Genomic DNA, 14,667 nt, shown 5'->3' with positions numbered 1-14,667 from the left:
CTGTAGCCCGGATTGCGGTTCGCTCCATCCAAGCTACGAAGCAAATCGTGCTAAAGCTCTCCCATGATTCCCTGGGAAAAGATCGACACCGCCAAAATCCCCGGCTCCGACGAAGAGCTCCGTCTGATGCGGCGGGGCAAGGAGTTCTCCATCAAGCTCGGCACCAACGAGCTGATGAACAATCGCCTGTCGGGCTCCGAGGCGGCACTTGCGACGCTGGCGGCGAAGCAGATCGAGACGGTCGGAAAGCCCGTCGTCCTGATCGGCGGCCTCGGCATGGGCTTTACGCTGCGCGCGGCGCTGGCCGTGCTCGGAGCTAAGGCGAAGATCGTGGTGTCCGAGCTCGTGCCGGCGGTGGTTGCCTGGGCGCGAGGTCCGATGGCGGAGGTTTTTGGCGACAGCCTCGACGATCCCCGTGTCAAGATCCGGGAGACCGACGTTGGAGAAATCATCCGCGCGCAGCGATCGGCCTTCGATGCCATCCTCCTCGACGTCGACAACGGGCCGGAGGGGCTGACCCGGAAGGGCAATGATGCGCTCTACAACGCGGGCGGGTTGAAGGCGGCCAAGACGGCGCTGCGGCCGGGCGGCGTGCTCGCCGTCTGGTCGTCGGGGCCCAACCCGGCATTCACCAGGCGCCTAAAGAGCGCGGGTTTCGACGTCAACGAAGTCAACATCCGCGCCACCGGCAGGGGCGGCGGCGCGCGCCATGTGATCTGGATGGCGAGAAAGCGCTAGGCAGCCTGTGCTGCCGCTCGACGCGCGTGCTTGTCGATGGCGCCGATGATCTCGGGCCAGAAACGCATCGGCAGCGCGTGGCCCATGCCTTCGACCATCAACAGCTTTGCGCCCGGAATTGATGCGGCCGTGTCCTTGCCACCTTCGGGATGGACCAGGGGATCAACCGTGCCGTGGATCACCAGCGTCGGCGTCTTCATGGCATGCAGCCGCTCCTTGCGGCTGCCCGAGGCAAGCACGGCGCGGAGCTGCCGGCCGACACCGGCCGGATTGAGCCCGCGCGCGAACACGCGCTCGGCACGATCAGGGTCGAGTGCTTCCTCTTCCGGAAAGGCCCCGGCGCGCAACACCTTCCAGGTCTGGCCGTAGCGGACGACGAACTCCTCCTTGCTGCGCGGCGGCGGCGCCATCAGCATGGCGGCGGCCTCGCGTGTCGGCGGCGGCACGCGCGGATTGCCCGTCGTCGACATGATCGAGGTCAGCGAGCGAACGCGCTCGGGAAACGACAGCGTCACCTCCTGCGCGATCATACCGCCCATGGAGGCGCCGACCAGATGCGCCGACTTGATGCCGAGCGCGTCCATCAGGCCGACGGTGTCCCTGGCCATGTCGATCAGCTTGTAGGTTGCGGCAACGGGAATCCTGAGGAAGCGGAGCTTCAACAGCTCGAGCGGCGTCAGCCGCTTGCCGCCCGTGAGATGGCTCGATTTGCCGATGTCGCGGTTGTCGAACCGGATCACGCGAAAGCCGTGCACGGCGAGCTGCTCGCAGAACGCATCGTCCCAATGGATCATCTGCGCCCCGAGCCCCATGATCAGCAGCAGCGGCTCGGCGTTGTCGTTGCCAAAAATCTCGTAGCAAATGTCGATGCCGTTGGCGCGGACGGTCTGGGGCGGCTGATGGGCGTTCACGGGCGCGGTCCCTCCTGCTGATCGATGCTGTATCGCACGGTTTTCCGCCGCAATGAAGCGGCGCGCGCATCAGCGCACCCGCTGCTTGCCGGTTGACCGGCACCGCGCAACGGTGTGGTATGGCAAAAAAGAAGGGCATCGCAGCTCTCGATACCAGGAGGACGCCGATGACCGACAAGACCAACGATCCCGTTGCCGTGTGGCAGAAGATGGTTGGCGAGATGGAGAAGGGGTTCAACTCTTTCGCCAATCAAGCCATGTCGTCGCCTGAGTTCTCGCAAGCGATGAATCGGGCCGGCGGCGTTGCTGCAGGTGCTCAGAAGCAGCTCGGCGAGCTCATGGAGAAATACCTCGTCAGCATGAATCTGCCGAGCCGGGAGCAGGTCACGGGTCTTGCGGAACGGCTGCAGTCGATCGAGGTCCAGATCGGCGAGATGAAGTCGATGCTGAGCCAGATGGCGGCAGGTTCCGGACTGTCGCAAGGCTTCGACGGTGCGCCGCGGCCGCCGCGGACGAAACGCCCGCCCTCCGAAGGCGGAGAGCCCAAATGAACGCGCCGACGGGACTTGATTTCGCTTCCATCCCGGAGCGCATCCAGTCCGAGGTGCAGCGCGCAATCCAGCGCAGCATCAAGGGCGTCGAATATTTCTCGACCTCCGGCCCGACGCTCGGCTCGACGCCGAAAGACGTGCTGCATTCACGCGGCACGATGAGCCTCTACCACTATCGGCCGATGTCGGACGAGATCTACCGGGTGCCGGTGCTGATCGTGATGGCGACCACCAATCGAGGCTACATCCTCGACCTCGTGCCCGGCCAGAGCTTCATCGAGTTCCTCCTGAGGCGCGGCTACGACGTCTACATGCTCGACTGGAGCGCGCCGCGTCCGGAAGAGAAGAGCCTGCGCATGGAGGACTACGTCCTCGACTTTATCCCGGATTGCGTCCGCCGCGTGCAGCAGGATTCCGGCGAGCAGGACGTCTCCGTCATCGGCTACTGCTTCGGTGGCGTGCTGTCGCTGCTCTACGGCTCGATCCACAAGGACGGGCCAATGAAGAACTTGATCTGCTTCACTACGCCGATCGACTTCCGCGAGATGAAGCTGTTCTCCAATTTCTCCGACCGCCGCTATTTCGACGTCGATCGCCTTGTCGACAGCATCGGCAACGTGCCGCCGGAGATGATCCTGTCCTCGTTCGAGATGCTGCGCCCGGCCTCGCGCACGGTGAGCCAGATCCAGCTCTGGGAAAACATCTGGAACGACGAGTTCGTCAAGTCCTACCGGATGTTCGATCGCTGGGCGACCGATACGCTGCCGCTGGCGGGCGAGTATTTCCGCACCATCACCAAGGACCTGATGTGGGACAACAAGCTGTTCAACGACACCATGTCGGTCGGCGGCCGTGCGGCGAAGCTCGAGGATATCAAGGTGCCGATCCTGCATGCGGTCGCCGAGCACGACCACATCGTGCCCTATGATGCCGCAAAACATTTGATCGCGAAGATTGGATCGGCGGACAAGGAAGAGGTGATGCTGAAGGGCGGGCACGTCTCGCTGGTCGCCGGCGCCAACGCGGTGAAACGGCTGTGGCCGAAACTGGACTCCTGGCTGGGGAAGAGATCGACATGAGTGAGCAGCGTTCCTATCCGCGTCAGGTCAAGACCGACGCCGGCGAGATCGAGATCCGCTTGATGTCGCCTGCGGACGAAGCCGCGGTGCTCGCCTTTGGCAAGGGCCTGCCGACGCACGATCTGCTCTTCCTGCCCCGCAACATCAGCGAGCCAAAAGTGCTCTCGGCCTGGGTCAAGGAGATCGAGCGCGGTGCGATCACGAGCCTGCTCGCCGTGAAGGACGGCAAGGTCGTCGGCTGCGGCACGCTGGTGCGCGATCCGCATTCCTGGTCGCCCCATGTCGGCGAGATTCGCATGGTGGTCTCGCTCGACGTGCGCGGGAAGGGGGTGGGGCGGGCGCTGTCGCAGGAGACCTTTGCGCTCGCGCTCGGCGCCGGCCTGGAAAAGCTCTCGGTCCAGATGACGGTCGACCAGCAGGCGGCGATCGCGGTGTTCGAAAGCCTCGGCTTCAAGGCCGAGGCGCTGCTGCGCGACCACGTCCGCGATGTCGACGGCAAGACCCACGACATTGTCGTGCTCGGCCACAACATCGCGCAGGTCCAGGCCCAGATGGAGGCCTATGGGCTGCCAGGTGCCGTCCAGCTCTAAAGACCGCGATCAGGCACGCCTTCGCCGGGATTGGTGAGGGAGGCATCATATTGCCTCCTGTTAAGGCTGTTCACGATTTCGTGATACTGCAGTGCAATATGAATGTTGCATCGCACAATTAACTATGCCATATAAGCCGTGCCCCGGGCCAATGCGGACGGGGTGAGCCCATAGCTCAGACCATTGAGGATGGAGAGAACCCCATGACCACTGAAACCAACACCGCTTTCGAGGGCTTCAAGGACGCTTTCAAGAACATCCAGAACCTGGAAGTTCCCGAGGCCGCCCGCGAATTCGTCAAGAAGACCGCCAACACCGCCAAGGACCGTGCTGCCGAGGTGTTCGCTGGCTCCGAGCGCGTGACCGCCGCCGTCGAGAACGCGGTGACCGAGTCCGTCACCGAGGCCGGCAAGATCAGCCGCAACATCCAGCAGGCGATCTACGAGGACGCTGAAGCGTTCTTCTCGGGCATCGACAAGCTCGCGTCCGCCAAGTCGTTCAGCGAAGCCGTCGAGATCCAGTCGAGCCTGCTCCGCTCCCGCGGCGAAGCGTTCGTCTCGCGCGCCAAGGCGACCACCGACTATCTCGGCAAGCTCGCCGCCAATGGTGCGAAGTCCGCTCAGGACAACTTTGCCAAGGTCTACAACAAGACCGCCTGATTGCGCGTCGCGTTGATAAACTGAATTTTGAGGCCCGCTTCGGCGGGCCTTGTTTTTTGCGCCGCCGTCATCGTCGGTCGTCATTCCGGGTCCGGTCCTGCGGATCGTCCCGGAATGACGTAAGCTCGGTGAATCATGACTTCTCCCGCCACCTTCTCCTTCGACACTCCCGGTGACGCCGAGCGGGCGGCCGAGTTGCGCCGCGTGAAAGCATTGGCGACGCTGGTGCTGGCCTCGATGCTGGCCTTGTTCGTCGTCGCGAAATGGCTTTTGCCCGTGCATCCTGTGTTCGGCTTCATCGCGGCCTTCGCAGAAGCCGCGACCATCGGCGGCCTCGCTGACTGGTATGCCGTGGTCGCGCTGTTCAAGCGGCCGCTCGGCCTGCCGATCCCGCATACCGCGATCATCCAGAGCAACCAGGCCCGCATCGCCGACAAGCTCGGCGAGTTCATCCAGGTGCATTTTCTCGAGGCCGGACCCGTCGAGGCCAAGCTGAACGAGATCGATTTCGGCTCCTTCGTTGCCGACTGGCTGCGCGATCGCAAGCGCAGCGAGGATCTCGCGCGCTTCGCGCTGCGTTTGTTGCCGGAGGCCTTCTCCGCGACCGAGACCTCCGGCCTGATGACCTTCATCATCCGCCGCATGTCCTCGCAGCTCCAGGCGATCGACCTCGCGCCGCTCGCCGCCGGCACGCTGCGCGGCTTCGTTGCGGAAGGGCGGCACCAGATCCTGTTCGACGATCTCCTGCGCGTGATGCATGACACGCTGAACCAGAAAGAGACGATGGCGATGATCCGCGAGAAGGTGCGCGCGGAGTTGCCGACCCTGCTCAGGCTCTACCGCGCCGACAAGTTTCTGGTGAACAAGATCGTGGCGTCGGCCACGGCCTTCTTCAACGAGGTGCGCAGCGATCCCAAGCATCCGTTCCGCGGCGAGTTCGATCGCATGGTGCTGACCTTCGTCGACCGGCTCGGCACCGACCAGGCCTACATCGATCGCATCGACGGCCTGAAACGCGATCTGCTGGCGCGGCCCGAGCTTGCAGATCTCGCCCGCACCGTCTGGGCCAACACGCGCTCCTTCATCGAGCGCAGCGCCTCCGGCGAGACACAGGTGCTTCAGCATCATCTCGTCGGCATGTTCGTCGCCGCGGGCGAGGCGCTCGCCGGCGATGCCGAACTGCGCGGCGAGATCAACAAGGGTCTGGTGACGGTGCTGCGCAGCTTCGTCGCCGACCAGAAGAGCGGCGTCTCCACCTTCATCTCCGACCAGGTCAAGGCCTGGGATATGGCGCAGCTGATTTCGCTGATCGAAATCAACATCGGCCGTGACCTGCAATACATCCGCTTCAACGGCTCGCTGATCGGCGGGCTGGCCGGACTTGCGCTCTACTCCGTAGAATTCCTGCTTCGATTGCTGTGACTTTTGCGTCACTGACGTTAGCATTAACGCGCGGGCCTATTGTGGCCCCGCGTCTCTCCCGCTTGAATGTCGGGCACCGGCCGCCTAGCTGATTCATGTTGCGCTGCGGAACGTTCAAGAAGCCGGCGTATTGGAATTCATGCCCATTTGCCGGCATCGCGGCCGGCGCCGTCCCAAGGGAAACATTGATGACCGCTACTGCCCAGACGCTGCGTCCGCCGTCCCGTACCCTGATGTTTCTGGAAGGGCGCGCGATCCACGAGTTCGGCGCATTCCTCGGCGCGCTGCCACTGCTGAGCCTCGCGCCGCGCGGCGATGGGCATCCGGTGCTGGTGCTGCCGGGCCTTGTGGCCTCCGACGCGTCCACGCGCGCGCTACGCACCTTTCTGTCAGGCAAGGGCTACGCGGTGAGTGGCTGGCGCCAGGGCCGCAACTACGGCCTGCGTCCGGGCGTGCAGCATGCGATGGTCGACCTGGTCCAGGAGCTCAGCGACACGCATGGCCGCAAGATCAGCCTGGTCGGCTGGAGCCTCGGCGGCCTCTATGCGCGCCAGCTCGCCAAGATGATGCCCGAGCGCGTGCGCCAGGTGATCACCCTCGGCAGCCCCTTTGCCGGCGATCCGCGTTCCACCAATGCCTGGCGTGTCTATGAATGGGCGAGCGGGCAGAAGGCCGATCAGGTCGATCCGCGCTTCGGCGGCGAACTCGCCGTTCCGCCGCCGGTGCCGACCACCGCCATCTTCAGCCGCACCGACGGCGTCTGCGCCTGGCAGGGCTGCATGGAGAAGTCCGGCGCGCAGACCGAGAGCATCGAGATCGAGAGCAGCCATTGCGGCATGGGGCATCACCCGGCTGCGGTTTACGCTGTCGCCGACCGGCTTGCGCAGAAGGAAGGCCAGTGGAAGCCCTTCGACCGCAGCGGCTGGCGCAGCCTGGCGTATCCCGATCCGCATAGGTAGCTTCTTTGCCTCTCCCCGCGTGCGGGGAGAGGCCGGATTGCATCGAAGATGCAATCCGGGTGAGGGGGAGTCTCCGCGAGTCCGTCTCTTACCGTTTTTGCAGAAGCAGCCCTCTCCCCGTAAGAACGGGGAGAGGGAGAGTAACGGCGTCGCTCCCGTCCATTGTCGCGCCTGCACCAAACGCGCTATGCCTCGCACATGGCGCATCCGCTCTCCCGCATCATCGACCAGCTCAAGCGCGAACCGTCGCGCACCGGCTCCATCGTCATCACCGTGTTCGGCGACGCCATCGTGCCGCGCGGGGGCTCGGTGTGGCTCGGCACGCTGCTGGAATTCTTCGAGAGCCTGGACATCGACAGCGGGGTGGTGCGCACCGCGATGTCGCGCCTGGCGGCTGACGGCTGGCTGACGCGTGAAAAGGTCGGCCGCAACAGTTTCTATCGTCTCGCCGACAAGGGCCACCAGACCTTCGAGGCCGCGACGCGCCACATCTACGATCCGCCGCCGTCGGACTGGACCGGGCGTTTCGAGCTGCTGCTGATCAATGGCGAGGACCGCGACGCCTCGCGCGAGGCGCTGCGCAATGCCGGCTTCGGCAGTCCGCTGCCCGGCGTGTGGGTTGCGCCGTCGGGCGTGCCGGTGCCGGATGAGGCTGCGGGCGCTATCCGTCTCGAGGTCTCCGCGGAGGACGACAGCGGGCGCCGCCTGCTCAGCGCAAGCTGGCCGCTCGATCGCACCGCGGATGCCTATCTGAAGTTCATGAAGACGTTCGAGCCGCTGCGCACCGCGATCGGCCGCGGAACGACTCTCTCCGACGCCGACGCCTTCACCGCGCGGATCCTGCTGATCCACCACTATCGCCGCGTCGTGCTGCGCGATCCGCTGCTGCCCGAGAGCCTGCTGCCTGCGGATTGGCCGGGCAGGGCCGCCCGCGAACTCTGCGGCGAGATCTATCGCGCGCTGCTTGCTCCGTCCGAACAATGGCTTGATGGCCATGGAACCAATGAAAAAGGGCCATTGCCGGCGGCGCGAAAACTCCTGGAACGGAGGTTCGGCGCCTGACCTTTATGTTACAGAAATATCTTGCATGACGTAATTTCTGTTATATATTATCTCCCAATAAAACGGGAGGATGCGCATGTACACCCAGGCGCTGAACACGGCCGAGACCGACGATCGCGGTCTTGAGGACGCAGGCAGGGCTGCGCAGTTCCAGGCCCGCATCGATGCGGAGGAGCGCATCGAGCCGAACGACTGGATGCCGGCGGCCTATCGCAAGACGCTCACCCGCCAGATCTCCCAGCACGCCCATTCCGAAATCGTCGGCATGCTGCCCGAAGGCAACTGGATCACGCGCGCGCCGACCTTGCGCCGCAAGGCCGCGCTGCTCGCCAAGGTGCAGGACGAATGTGGCCACGGGCTCTATCTCTATGCCGCCGCAGAAACGCTTGGCGCCTCGCGCGAGGAGCTGGTCGATGCCATGCTCGCCGGCAAGGCCAAGTACTCGTCCATCTTCAACTATCCGACGCTGACCTGGGCCGACATCGGCACCATCGGCTGGCTGGTGGACGGCGCCGCGATCATGAACCAGATCCCGCTGTGCCGCTGCTCCTACGGTCCCTATGCGCGCGCGATGATCCGCGTCTGCAAGGAGGAATCGTTCCACCAGCGCCAGGGCTACGAGATCATGCTGACGCTGTGCCGCGGCTCGGACGAGCAGAAGGCGATGGCGCAGGATGCGCTGAACCGCTGGTGGTGGCCGGTGCTGATGATGTTCGGTCCGCCCGACGCCACGAGCCAGCACAGCGACACCTCGACGAAGTGGAAGATCAAGCGCTTCTCCAATGACGAGCTGCGCCAGAAATTCGTCGATGCCACCGTGCCGCAGGCGCAATATCTCGGCCTCACCATTCCCGATCCCGGCATGACGCAGGATGCCGAGGGGCACTGGCGCTACAGCGAGATCGACTGGACCGAATTCAAGCAGGTGCTCGCCGGCAACGGCCCCTGCAATCGGGATCGCATGGCGGCACGCCGCAAGGCGCACGAGGAGGGGGCCTGGGTGCGCGAAGCCGCCGCCGCCTATGCCGCCAAGCGCGCGCGTCGCCAGACCGCGCAAGCAGCCGAGTAAGGAGATCACGATGGCCACGTCGAACACGCCGCTGTGGGAAGTCTTCATCCGCAGCCGCAACGGGCTCGCGCACAAGCATGTGGGATCGCTGCATGCCAGCGATGCCACCATGGCCCTCCAGGCAGCCCGCGACATCTACACCCGCCGCGGCGAGGGCCTGTCGATCTGGGTCGTGCCGTCCACCGCGATCACCGCGAGCGATCCGGCCGAGAAGGGCATGATGTTCGAGCCGGCGGAGTCAAAGATCTACCGGCATCCGACGTTTTATGAGGTGCCCGAAGAAGTGGGGCATATGTGATGCCGGTCGCCAACACCCAGGTCTCCGAAACGCCGCTGGTGCTCTACGCCCTGCGCCGCGCCGACGATGCGCTGATCCTCGGTCACCGGTTGTCGGAATGGTGCGGGCATGCGCCGATGCTGGAAGAGGACATGGCGCTCTCCAACATCGCGCTCGACCTCATCGGCCAGGCACGCGAGCTCTACACCTATGCCGCCAAGGCCGAAGGCAAGGAGAATGATGAGGACAAGCTCGCCTACCTGCGCGACGTCCGGCAGTACCGCAACCTGCTGCTGGTCGAGCAGCCCAACGGCGATTTTGCCCAGACCTTGGTGCGGCAGTTCTTCTATTCCGCCTTCGCCGACCTCTACTGGCGCGCCATGATGACCTCGCGCGACACGACGCTCGCCGCCATTGCCGCCAAGTCCGAGAAGGAGAGCGCCTATCATCTGCGTCATGCCTCGGAATGGATCATCCGGCTCGGCGACGGCACAGACGAGAGCCATCGACGAGCGCAAGCCGCGATTGATCACCTCTGGGCCTTCACCGGTGAGATGTTTGCCGTCGATGACGGCGAACGCGCCCTGATCCATGCGGGTATCGCCGTCGATCCGGGTATCTTGCGCGGTCGTTGGCTGAAGATGCTTTCCGATGTCGTCAGCGAGGCCACGCTCGAGCTGCCGCAGAATGACTGGATGCAGCAGGGCGGCCGCGTGGGCCGGCACAGCGAGCATCTCGGCCATCTCCTGTCGGAGCTGCAATCGATGCAGCGCACCTTCCCGGGGCAGACATGGTGACCGTGTCCGAGAGCGGTGCCGATCTGCGCCGGCGCGCCTGGGATGCTGCGGCGAGCGTGGTCGATCCGGAAATCCCGGTGCTGACGATCGCCGATCTCGGCGTGCTCCGCGATGTCGTTCTCGACGGCGACCATGTCGAGGTCGCGATCACCCCGACCTATTCGGGCTGCCCGGCCATGAACATGATCGCGCTCGAAATCGAGGTCGCGCTGGAGCGCGCCGGCTTCCATCGTCCGAAGGTCCGCACGGTGTTGTCGCCGGCCTGGACCACCGACTGGATGAGCGAGGAGGGGCGGCGGAAGCTGCGCGCCTACGGCATCGCGCCGCCACAGGCTTCAAACTCGCGCCGCGCGCTGTTCGGCGAGCAGTCTGTCGCGTGCCCGCAATGCGGTTCTGACAGGACCGAGCTGCTGTCCGAATTCGGCTCGACCTCCTGCAAGGCGCTGTGGCGCTGCAAGGCCTGCCGCGAACCCTTCGATTACTTCAAGTGTCATTGATCATGTCAGCAGCCGCACCGCGCTTCCATCGCCTGGCCGTCAACGATCTTCGCCGCGAGGCCTCGGACGCCATTTCGGTGACCTTCGCCATCCCCAGCGAACTCGCCAGCGATTACGCTTTCACGCCCGGGCAGTACCTGACGCTCCGCACGATGCTGGACGGTGAAGAGGTGCGCCGCTCCTACTCCATCTGCTCCGGCCCCGACGACGGCGAGATCCGCATCGCGGTGAAGAAGGTCGATGGTGGTGCGTTTTCGAGCTGGGCCGCCGATGAACTCAAATGCGGCGACGAACTCGACGTGATGACGCCGACGGGCCGCTTCGGCGCTGTCGCGCCGGCCGATACGGGGCGGATCCATGTCGGCTTTGCCGCCGGCTCCGGCATCACGCCGATCCTGTCGATCGTCAAGGGCGTGCTCGCACGCGAACCGGATAGCCGCTTCTTCCTGTTCTACGGCAACCGCACGACCGACAACATCATGTTCCTCGAGGCGCTCGAGGAGCTCAAGGACCGCTTCATCGACCGCCTCTCGATCTTCCACGTCATCTCCGGCGAGGAGCAGGACATTCCGATCCTGCATGGCCGGCTCGACGGCGACAAGGTGAGGGTGCTGCTGCGCTCGCTGGTGCCGGCGGGAAGCGTCGATCACGTCTTCATCTGTGGTCCGTCTGGCATGAGCGAGGACATCGAGGCGACCTGCCGCGATCTCGGTATCGCGGAGGAGCGCATCCACGTCGAGCGCTTCGTCTCGGAATTCGGCGGCAAGCCGCGGCCGAAGAAGGCCGTTGCACCCGACGCGCCACCGAAGGCGATCGCCTCGCTGATCATCGACGGCAAGCGCCGCGACGTGCCGGTCGCCGAGGACGAAGCGATCCTCGATGCCGCGCTGCGCGCCGGCGTCGACCTGCCCTTCGCCTGCAAGGGCGGCATGTGCTCCACTTGCCGCGCCAAGCTGGTCGAGGGCGAGGCGCCGATGGACATCAACTATTCGCTGGAGCCGTGGGAGCTGAAGGCCGGCTTCGTCCTGACCTGCCAGGCCAAGCCGTCGTCCGAGCGGGTCGTGGTCGACTATGACCATGTCTGATCGGGCGGATCAGTCCCCAACAATGCAAATGCGTCGCATTATTTGACAGCTCGAACCAACCAGCAGAACATCATGTGCAGGAAATTGGCCGGGAGAAGCGCGTGAACGTCAAAGCCGCCCTGTCGCCTGAGGATATTGCCCGCGCCTGCGCCGATGCGATGTGGGCGGAGGACGATGCCTCCAAAGGTCTCGGCATGGAGATCGTCGAAATCGGCCCGGGCTTCGCGACGCTGGCCATGACGGTGCGGCCGGACATGGTCAATGGCCAGCGCATCGCCCATGGCGGCTTCATCTTCACGCTCGCCGATTCCGCCTTTGCGTTTGCCTGCAACTCGCACAATGAGCGCGTGGTCGCGGCACAGGGCCAGATCACCTTCATCACGCCCGGCAGGCTCGGCGATCGTCTCGTCGCGAAGGCAAGAGAGGTCACCCGCAGCGGCCGCTCCGGCATCTACGACGTGCGCGTCACCGCCGGCGACATCGTCATTGCGGAATTCCGCGGGCATTCGCGCGTCATTCCCGGCACGTGGTTGCCGGCACACGACCAATAAAGAAAAGAACAGATCAATGTGGGGAAACGAGGATGGCTCTGACCAGGCTCAAGGAAGGTGGCACCAGCTATCGTGCCGAAATGGATGCGCATGAGCGCGCCTCACGTGACGAGATCATGGCGCTGCAGAAGCAGCGGCTGGGCTGGTCGCTGAAGCACGCCTACGACAACGTCGCGCATTATCGCAAGGCCTTCGACAAGGCCGGCGTGCATCCGTCCGACTTTCGCGAGCTCTCCGATCTCGCGAAGTTTCCGTTCACGGTGAAAACGGATTTGCGCGACAATTATCCTTTCAACATGTTCGCTGTGCCGCGCGAAAAACTGGTGCGCGTGCATGCCTCCTCCGGCACGACAGGTAAGCCGATCGTCGTGGGCTATACCCAACGCGATATCGACACCTGGTCGGAAGTCATGGCGCGCTCGATCCGCGCTGCCGGCGGCCGCACCGGCATGATCATCCACAACGCCTACGGATACGGCCTCTTCACCGGCGGGCTTGGCGTGCACTACGGCGCCGAAAAGCTCGGCTGCACGGTGGTGCCGATCTCGGGCGGCATGACCGAGCGGCAGGTGCAGCTCATCAACGATTTTCGCCCCGACATCATCACGGTGACGCCGAGCTACATGCTGGCGATTCTCGACGAGTTCAAGCGCCAGAAGCTGGATCCACGCCAGTGTTCGCTCAAGGTCGGCATCTTCGGCGCCGAGCCCTGGACCAATGCGATGCGCGGCGAGATCGAGGACGCCTTCGACATGGATGCGACCGACATCTATGGCCTCTCCGAGGTGATCGGCCCCGGCGTCGCGCAGGAATGCATCGAGACCAAGGACGGCCTGCACATCTGGGAGGACCATTTCTATCCCGAAGTGATCGACCCCGAGACGGGCGCGGTGCTGCCAGATGGCGAGAAGGGCGAGCTGGTGTTCACCTCGCTCACCAAGGAAGGTTTTCCGGTGATCCGCTATCGCACCCGCGACCTGACGCGGCTGTTGCCGGGCACGGCGCGGCCGGGCATGCGGCGGATGGAGAAGGTAACGGGCCGCTCGGACGACATGATCATCCTGCGCGGCGTCAATCTGTTCCCGACCCAGATCGAGGAGGTGCTGCTGGCCACCGACTGGTGCGGCGGCCACTTCATCCTCGAATTGACCCGCGAAGGCCGCATGGACGAACTGACCATCATTGCCGAGGCGCGGCCCGAGAGCTGGGACGGCCGCGGCCTCGTCGACCATGCCGACCGGATCTCGACCCACATCAAGAACACGATCGGCATCAGCTCCAACGTGCGGGTGGTCGCGCCCGCCACGCTGGAGCGCTCGCTCGGCAAGGCCAGGCGGCTCTACGACAAGCGCCCGAAGGATTGACTTGACCACCCGTAAGGGCGACAAGGCCCGCGAGAAATCGCGGGTCTTTCCATGTCACCAGCCGATACCAAAGCCGTCGAAGCGCGCTGTGTACGCCTCAATGCCAAGGCCGAGAACGCGGCCGCGCTTGCGCCGGTTGTCGAGCGTCAGACGCTCACGCGCGGTCCAAACGATCTCCTGATCGAGGTGAAGGCGGCTGCCGTCAATCCGTCCGACGTCAAGGCCGCGACCGGGCTGATGCCCTATGCCGTGTTTCCGCGCACGCCGGGCCGCGACTACGCCGGCGTGGTGATCGATGGACCGGCCGGCACGGTCGGCCGCGAGGTGTTCGGTTCCTCCGGCGATCTCGGTATCCGCCGCGACGGCACCCACGCAACCCATCTCGTCGTCGAGGCCGATGCTGTCGTGGAGAAACCCAGGACGGTGTCCTGGGAGGAGGCTGCCGGCATCGGCGTTCCCTTTGTCACCGCGATGGAGGGCTTTCGCCGCGCCGGCGTGCCGAAGGCCGGTGAGACCGTTCTGGTGTTCGGCGTCAATGGCAAGGTCGGCCAGGCCGCGGTGCAGATCGCGACATGGCAGGGCGCGCGCGTCATCGGCGTGGTGCGCAAGGCCGAGACCTATGAAGGCCATAGCAACGCGTCCATCGAGGTGATCGATGCCTCCGCGACCGATGTCGCCACGTGGGTGCGCGAGGTGACCGCCGGGAAGGGCGCCGACATCGTCTTCAACACGGTCGGCGATCCCTATTTCCAGGCCGCGCACAAGTCGCTTGCCTTGCGCGGCCGCCAGATCCTGATCGCCGCGATCGACCGCATCGTGCAGTTCAACATTCTCGAATTCTACAGAGGCCAGCACACTTACGTCGGAATCGACACGCTCGGCTTGTCCTCGACGGCGACTGGTGCGGTGCTGCGTGACCTCGGCCCCGGCTTTGCGAGCGGGCACCTCAAGCCGTTCCCGATCAAGGCGAATGCCATCTATCCGCTGGAGCGCGCCAAGGAAGCCTATGTCGCGGTCGCTGGCTCCTCGCGTGACCGCGTGATCCTGAAGCCGTGA

17 protein-coding genes are annotated in these 14,667 nt (G+C 64.7%); 16 read left to right on the top strand and 1 reads right to left on the bottom strand.

The window, feature by feature from the left end:
- The first annotated feature begins 63 nt into the window (after positions 1-63).
- Positions 64-738, top strand: coding sequence for a spermidine synthase (locus tag AB5K84_RS32720; protein ID WP_011085667.1), 675 nt, complete (start codon positions 64-66; stop codon positions 736-738).
- On the opposite strand, the gene AB5K84_RS32715 is transcribed toward AB5K84_RS32720, so the two are convergent.
- Entirely contained in the window at positions 735-1,649 is a 915-nt protein-coding gene (locus AB5K84_RS32715) for an alpha/beta fold hydrolase (protein ID WP_011085668.1), read from the bottom strand. The genes AB5K84_RS32720 and AB5K84_RS32715 overlap by 4 nt on opposite strands.
- A 167-nt stretch (positions 1,650-1,816) precedes the next feature.
- On the opposite strand from AB5K84_RS32715, the gene AB5K84_RS32710 reads away from it, so the two are divergent.
- The 15 genes from AB5K84_RS32710 to AB5K84_RS32640 all read left to right on the top strand — a co-directional run bounded on the left by AB5K84_RS32710 (position 1,817) and on the right by AB5K84_RS32640 (position 14,667).
- Positions 1,817-2,200: a hypothetical protein gene (locus AB5K84_RS32710; RefSeq protein WP_038965792.1), complete on the top strand. Its 384-nt coding sequence runs from the start codon at positions 1,817-1,819 to the stop codon at positions 2,198-2,200.
- Positions 2,197-3,279: a PHA/PHB synthase family protein gene (locus AB5K84_RS32705; RefSeq protein WP_011085669.1), complete on the top strand. Its 1,083-nt coding sequence runs from the start codon at positions 2,197-2,199 to the stop codon at positions 3,277-3,279. The genes AB5K84_RS32710 and AB5K84_RS32705 overlap by 4 nt, the downstream gene beginning before the upstream one ends.
- A complete protein-coding gene (locus AB5K84_RS32700; RefSeq protein ID WP_028172421.1) occupies positions 3,276-3,869 on the top strand; it encodes a GNAT family N-acetyltransferase in 594 nt (197 codons plus the stop codon). The genes AB5K84_RS32705 and AB5K84_RS32700 overlap by 4 nt, the downstream gene beginning before the upstream one ends.
- Positions 3,870-4,072: 203 nt before the next feature.
- Positions 4,073-4,528, top strand: a complete 456-nt coding sequence (locus AB5K84_RS32695; RefSeq protein WP_011085671.1) for a phasin — start codon at positions 4,073-4,075, stop codon at positions 4,526-4,528.
- A gap of 135 nt (positions 4,529-4,663) precedes the next feature.
- On the top strand, positions 4,664-5,950 hold the full coding sequence (locus AB5K84_RS32690; RefSeq protein WP_011085672.1) for a DUF445 domain-containing protein: 1,287 nt from the start codon (positions 4,664-4,666) through the stop codon (positions 5,948-5,950).
- 188 nt (positions 5,951-6,138) lie between these two features.
- Positions 6,139-6,909 carry an alpha/beta fold hydrolase gene (locus AB5K84_RS32685; RefSeq protein ID WP_038965790.1) on the top strand — a complete coding sequence of 257 codons (771 nt, stop codon included), beginning with the start codon at positions 6,139-6,141 and terminating at the stop codon, positions 6,907-6,909.
- A 198-nt stretch (positions 6,910-7,107) separates the two neighbouring features.
- Positions 7,108-7,971 carry a phenylacetic acid degradation operon negative regulatory protein PaaX gene (paaX, locus tag AB5K84_RS32680; RefSeq protein ID WP_011085674.1) on the top strand — a complete coding sequence of 288 codons (864 nt, stop codon included), beginning with the start codon at positions 7,108-7,110 and terminating at the stop codon, positions 7,969-7,971.
- Positions 7,972-8,047: 76 nt separating this feature from the next.
- Complete coding sequence (paaA, locus tag AB5K84_RS32675) at positions 8,048-9,040, top strand: 1,2-phenylacetyl-CoA epoxidase subunit PaaA (RefSeq protein WP_028172418.1); 993 nt, start codon at positions 8,048-8,050, stop codon at positions 9,038-9,040.
- A gap of 10 nt (positions 9,041-9,050) precedes the next feature.
- Positions 9,051-9,338: a 1,2-phenylacetyl-CoA epoxidase subunit PaaB gene (gene paaB / locus AB5K84_RS32670; RefSeq protein ID WP_038965789.1), complete on the top strand. Its 288-nt coding sequence runs from the start codon at positions 9,051-9,053 to the stop codon at positions 9,336-9,338.
- The gene (gene paaC / locus AB5K84_RS32665; protein WP_038965788.1) at positions 9,338-10,114 is read left to right on the top strand and encodes a 1,2-phenylacetyl-CoA epoxidase subunit PaaC; all 777 of its coding nucleotides are present in this window, start codon (positions 9,338-9,340) and stop codon (positions 10,112-10,114) included. Before paaB ends, paaC begins: the two co-directional genes overlap by 1 nt.
- Positions 10,108-10,611 (top strand): 1,2-phenylacetyl-CoA epoxidase subunit PaaD, encoded by a 504-nt coding sequence (paaD, locus tag AB5K84_RS32660; protein ID WP_011085678.1) that lies wholly within the window; start codon positions 10,108-10,110, stop codon positions 10,609-10,611. The genes paaC and paaD overlap by 7 nt, the downstream gene beginning before the upstream one ends.
- Positions 10,612-10,613: 2 nt before the next feature.
- Positions 10,614-11,696: a 1,2-phenylacetyl-CoA epoxidase subunit PaaE gene (gene paaE, locus AB5K84_RS32655; protein WP_038965787.1), complete on the top strand. Its 1,083-nt coding sequence runs from the start codon at positions 10,614-10,616 to the stop codon at positions 11,694-11,696.
- A gap of 101 nt (positions 11,697-11,797) precedes the next feature.
- On the top strand, positions 11,798-12,247 hold the full coding sequence (gene paaI / locus AB5K84_RS32650; RefSeq protein ID WP_038965794.1) for a hydroxyphenylacetyl-CoA thioesterase PaaI: 450 nt from the start codon (positions 11,798-11,800) through the stop codon (positions 12,245-12,247).
- A gap of 32 nt (positions 12,248-12,279) precedes the next feature.
- Complete coding sequence (gene paaK, locus AB5K84_RS32645) at positions 12,280-13,611, top strand: phenylacetate--CoA ligase PaaK (protein ID WP_038965786.1); 1,332 nt, start codon at positions 12,280-12,282, stop codon at positions 13,609-13,611.
- A gap of 51 nt (positions 13,612-13,662) precedes the next feature.
- Positions 13,663-14,667: a quinone oxidoreductase family protein gene (locus tag AB5K84_RS32640; protein ID WP_011085682.1), complete on the top strand. Its 1,005-nt coding sequence runs from the start codon at positions 13,663-13,665 to the stop codon at positions 14,665-14,667.

The sequence above is a fragment of the Bradyrhizobium sp. 1200_D9_N1_1 genome (assembly GCF_052075915.1).
GTDB classification, from domain to species: domain Bacteria; phylum Pseudomonadota; class Alphaproteobacteria; order Rhizobiales; family Xanthobacteraceae; genus Bradyrhizobium; species Bradyrhizobium diazoefficiens.
This window is presented reverse-complemented; position numbering and strand designations above follow the sequence as displayed.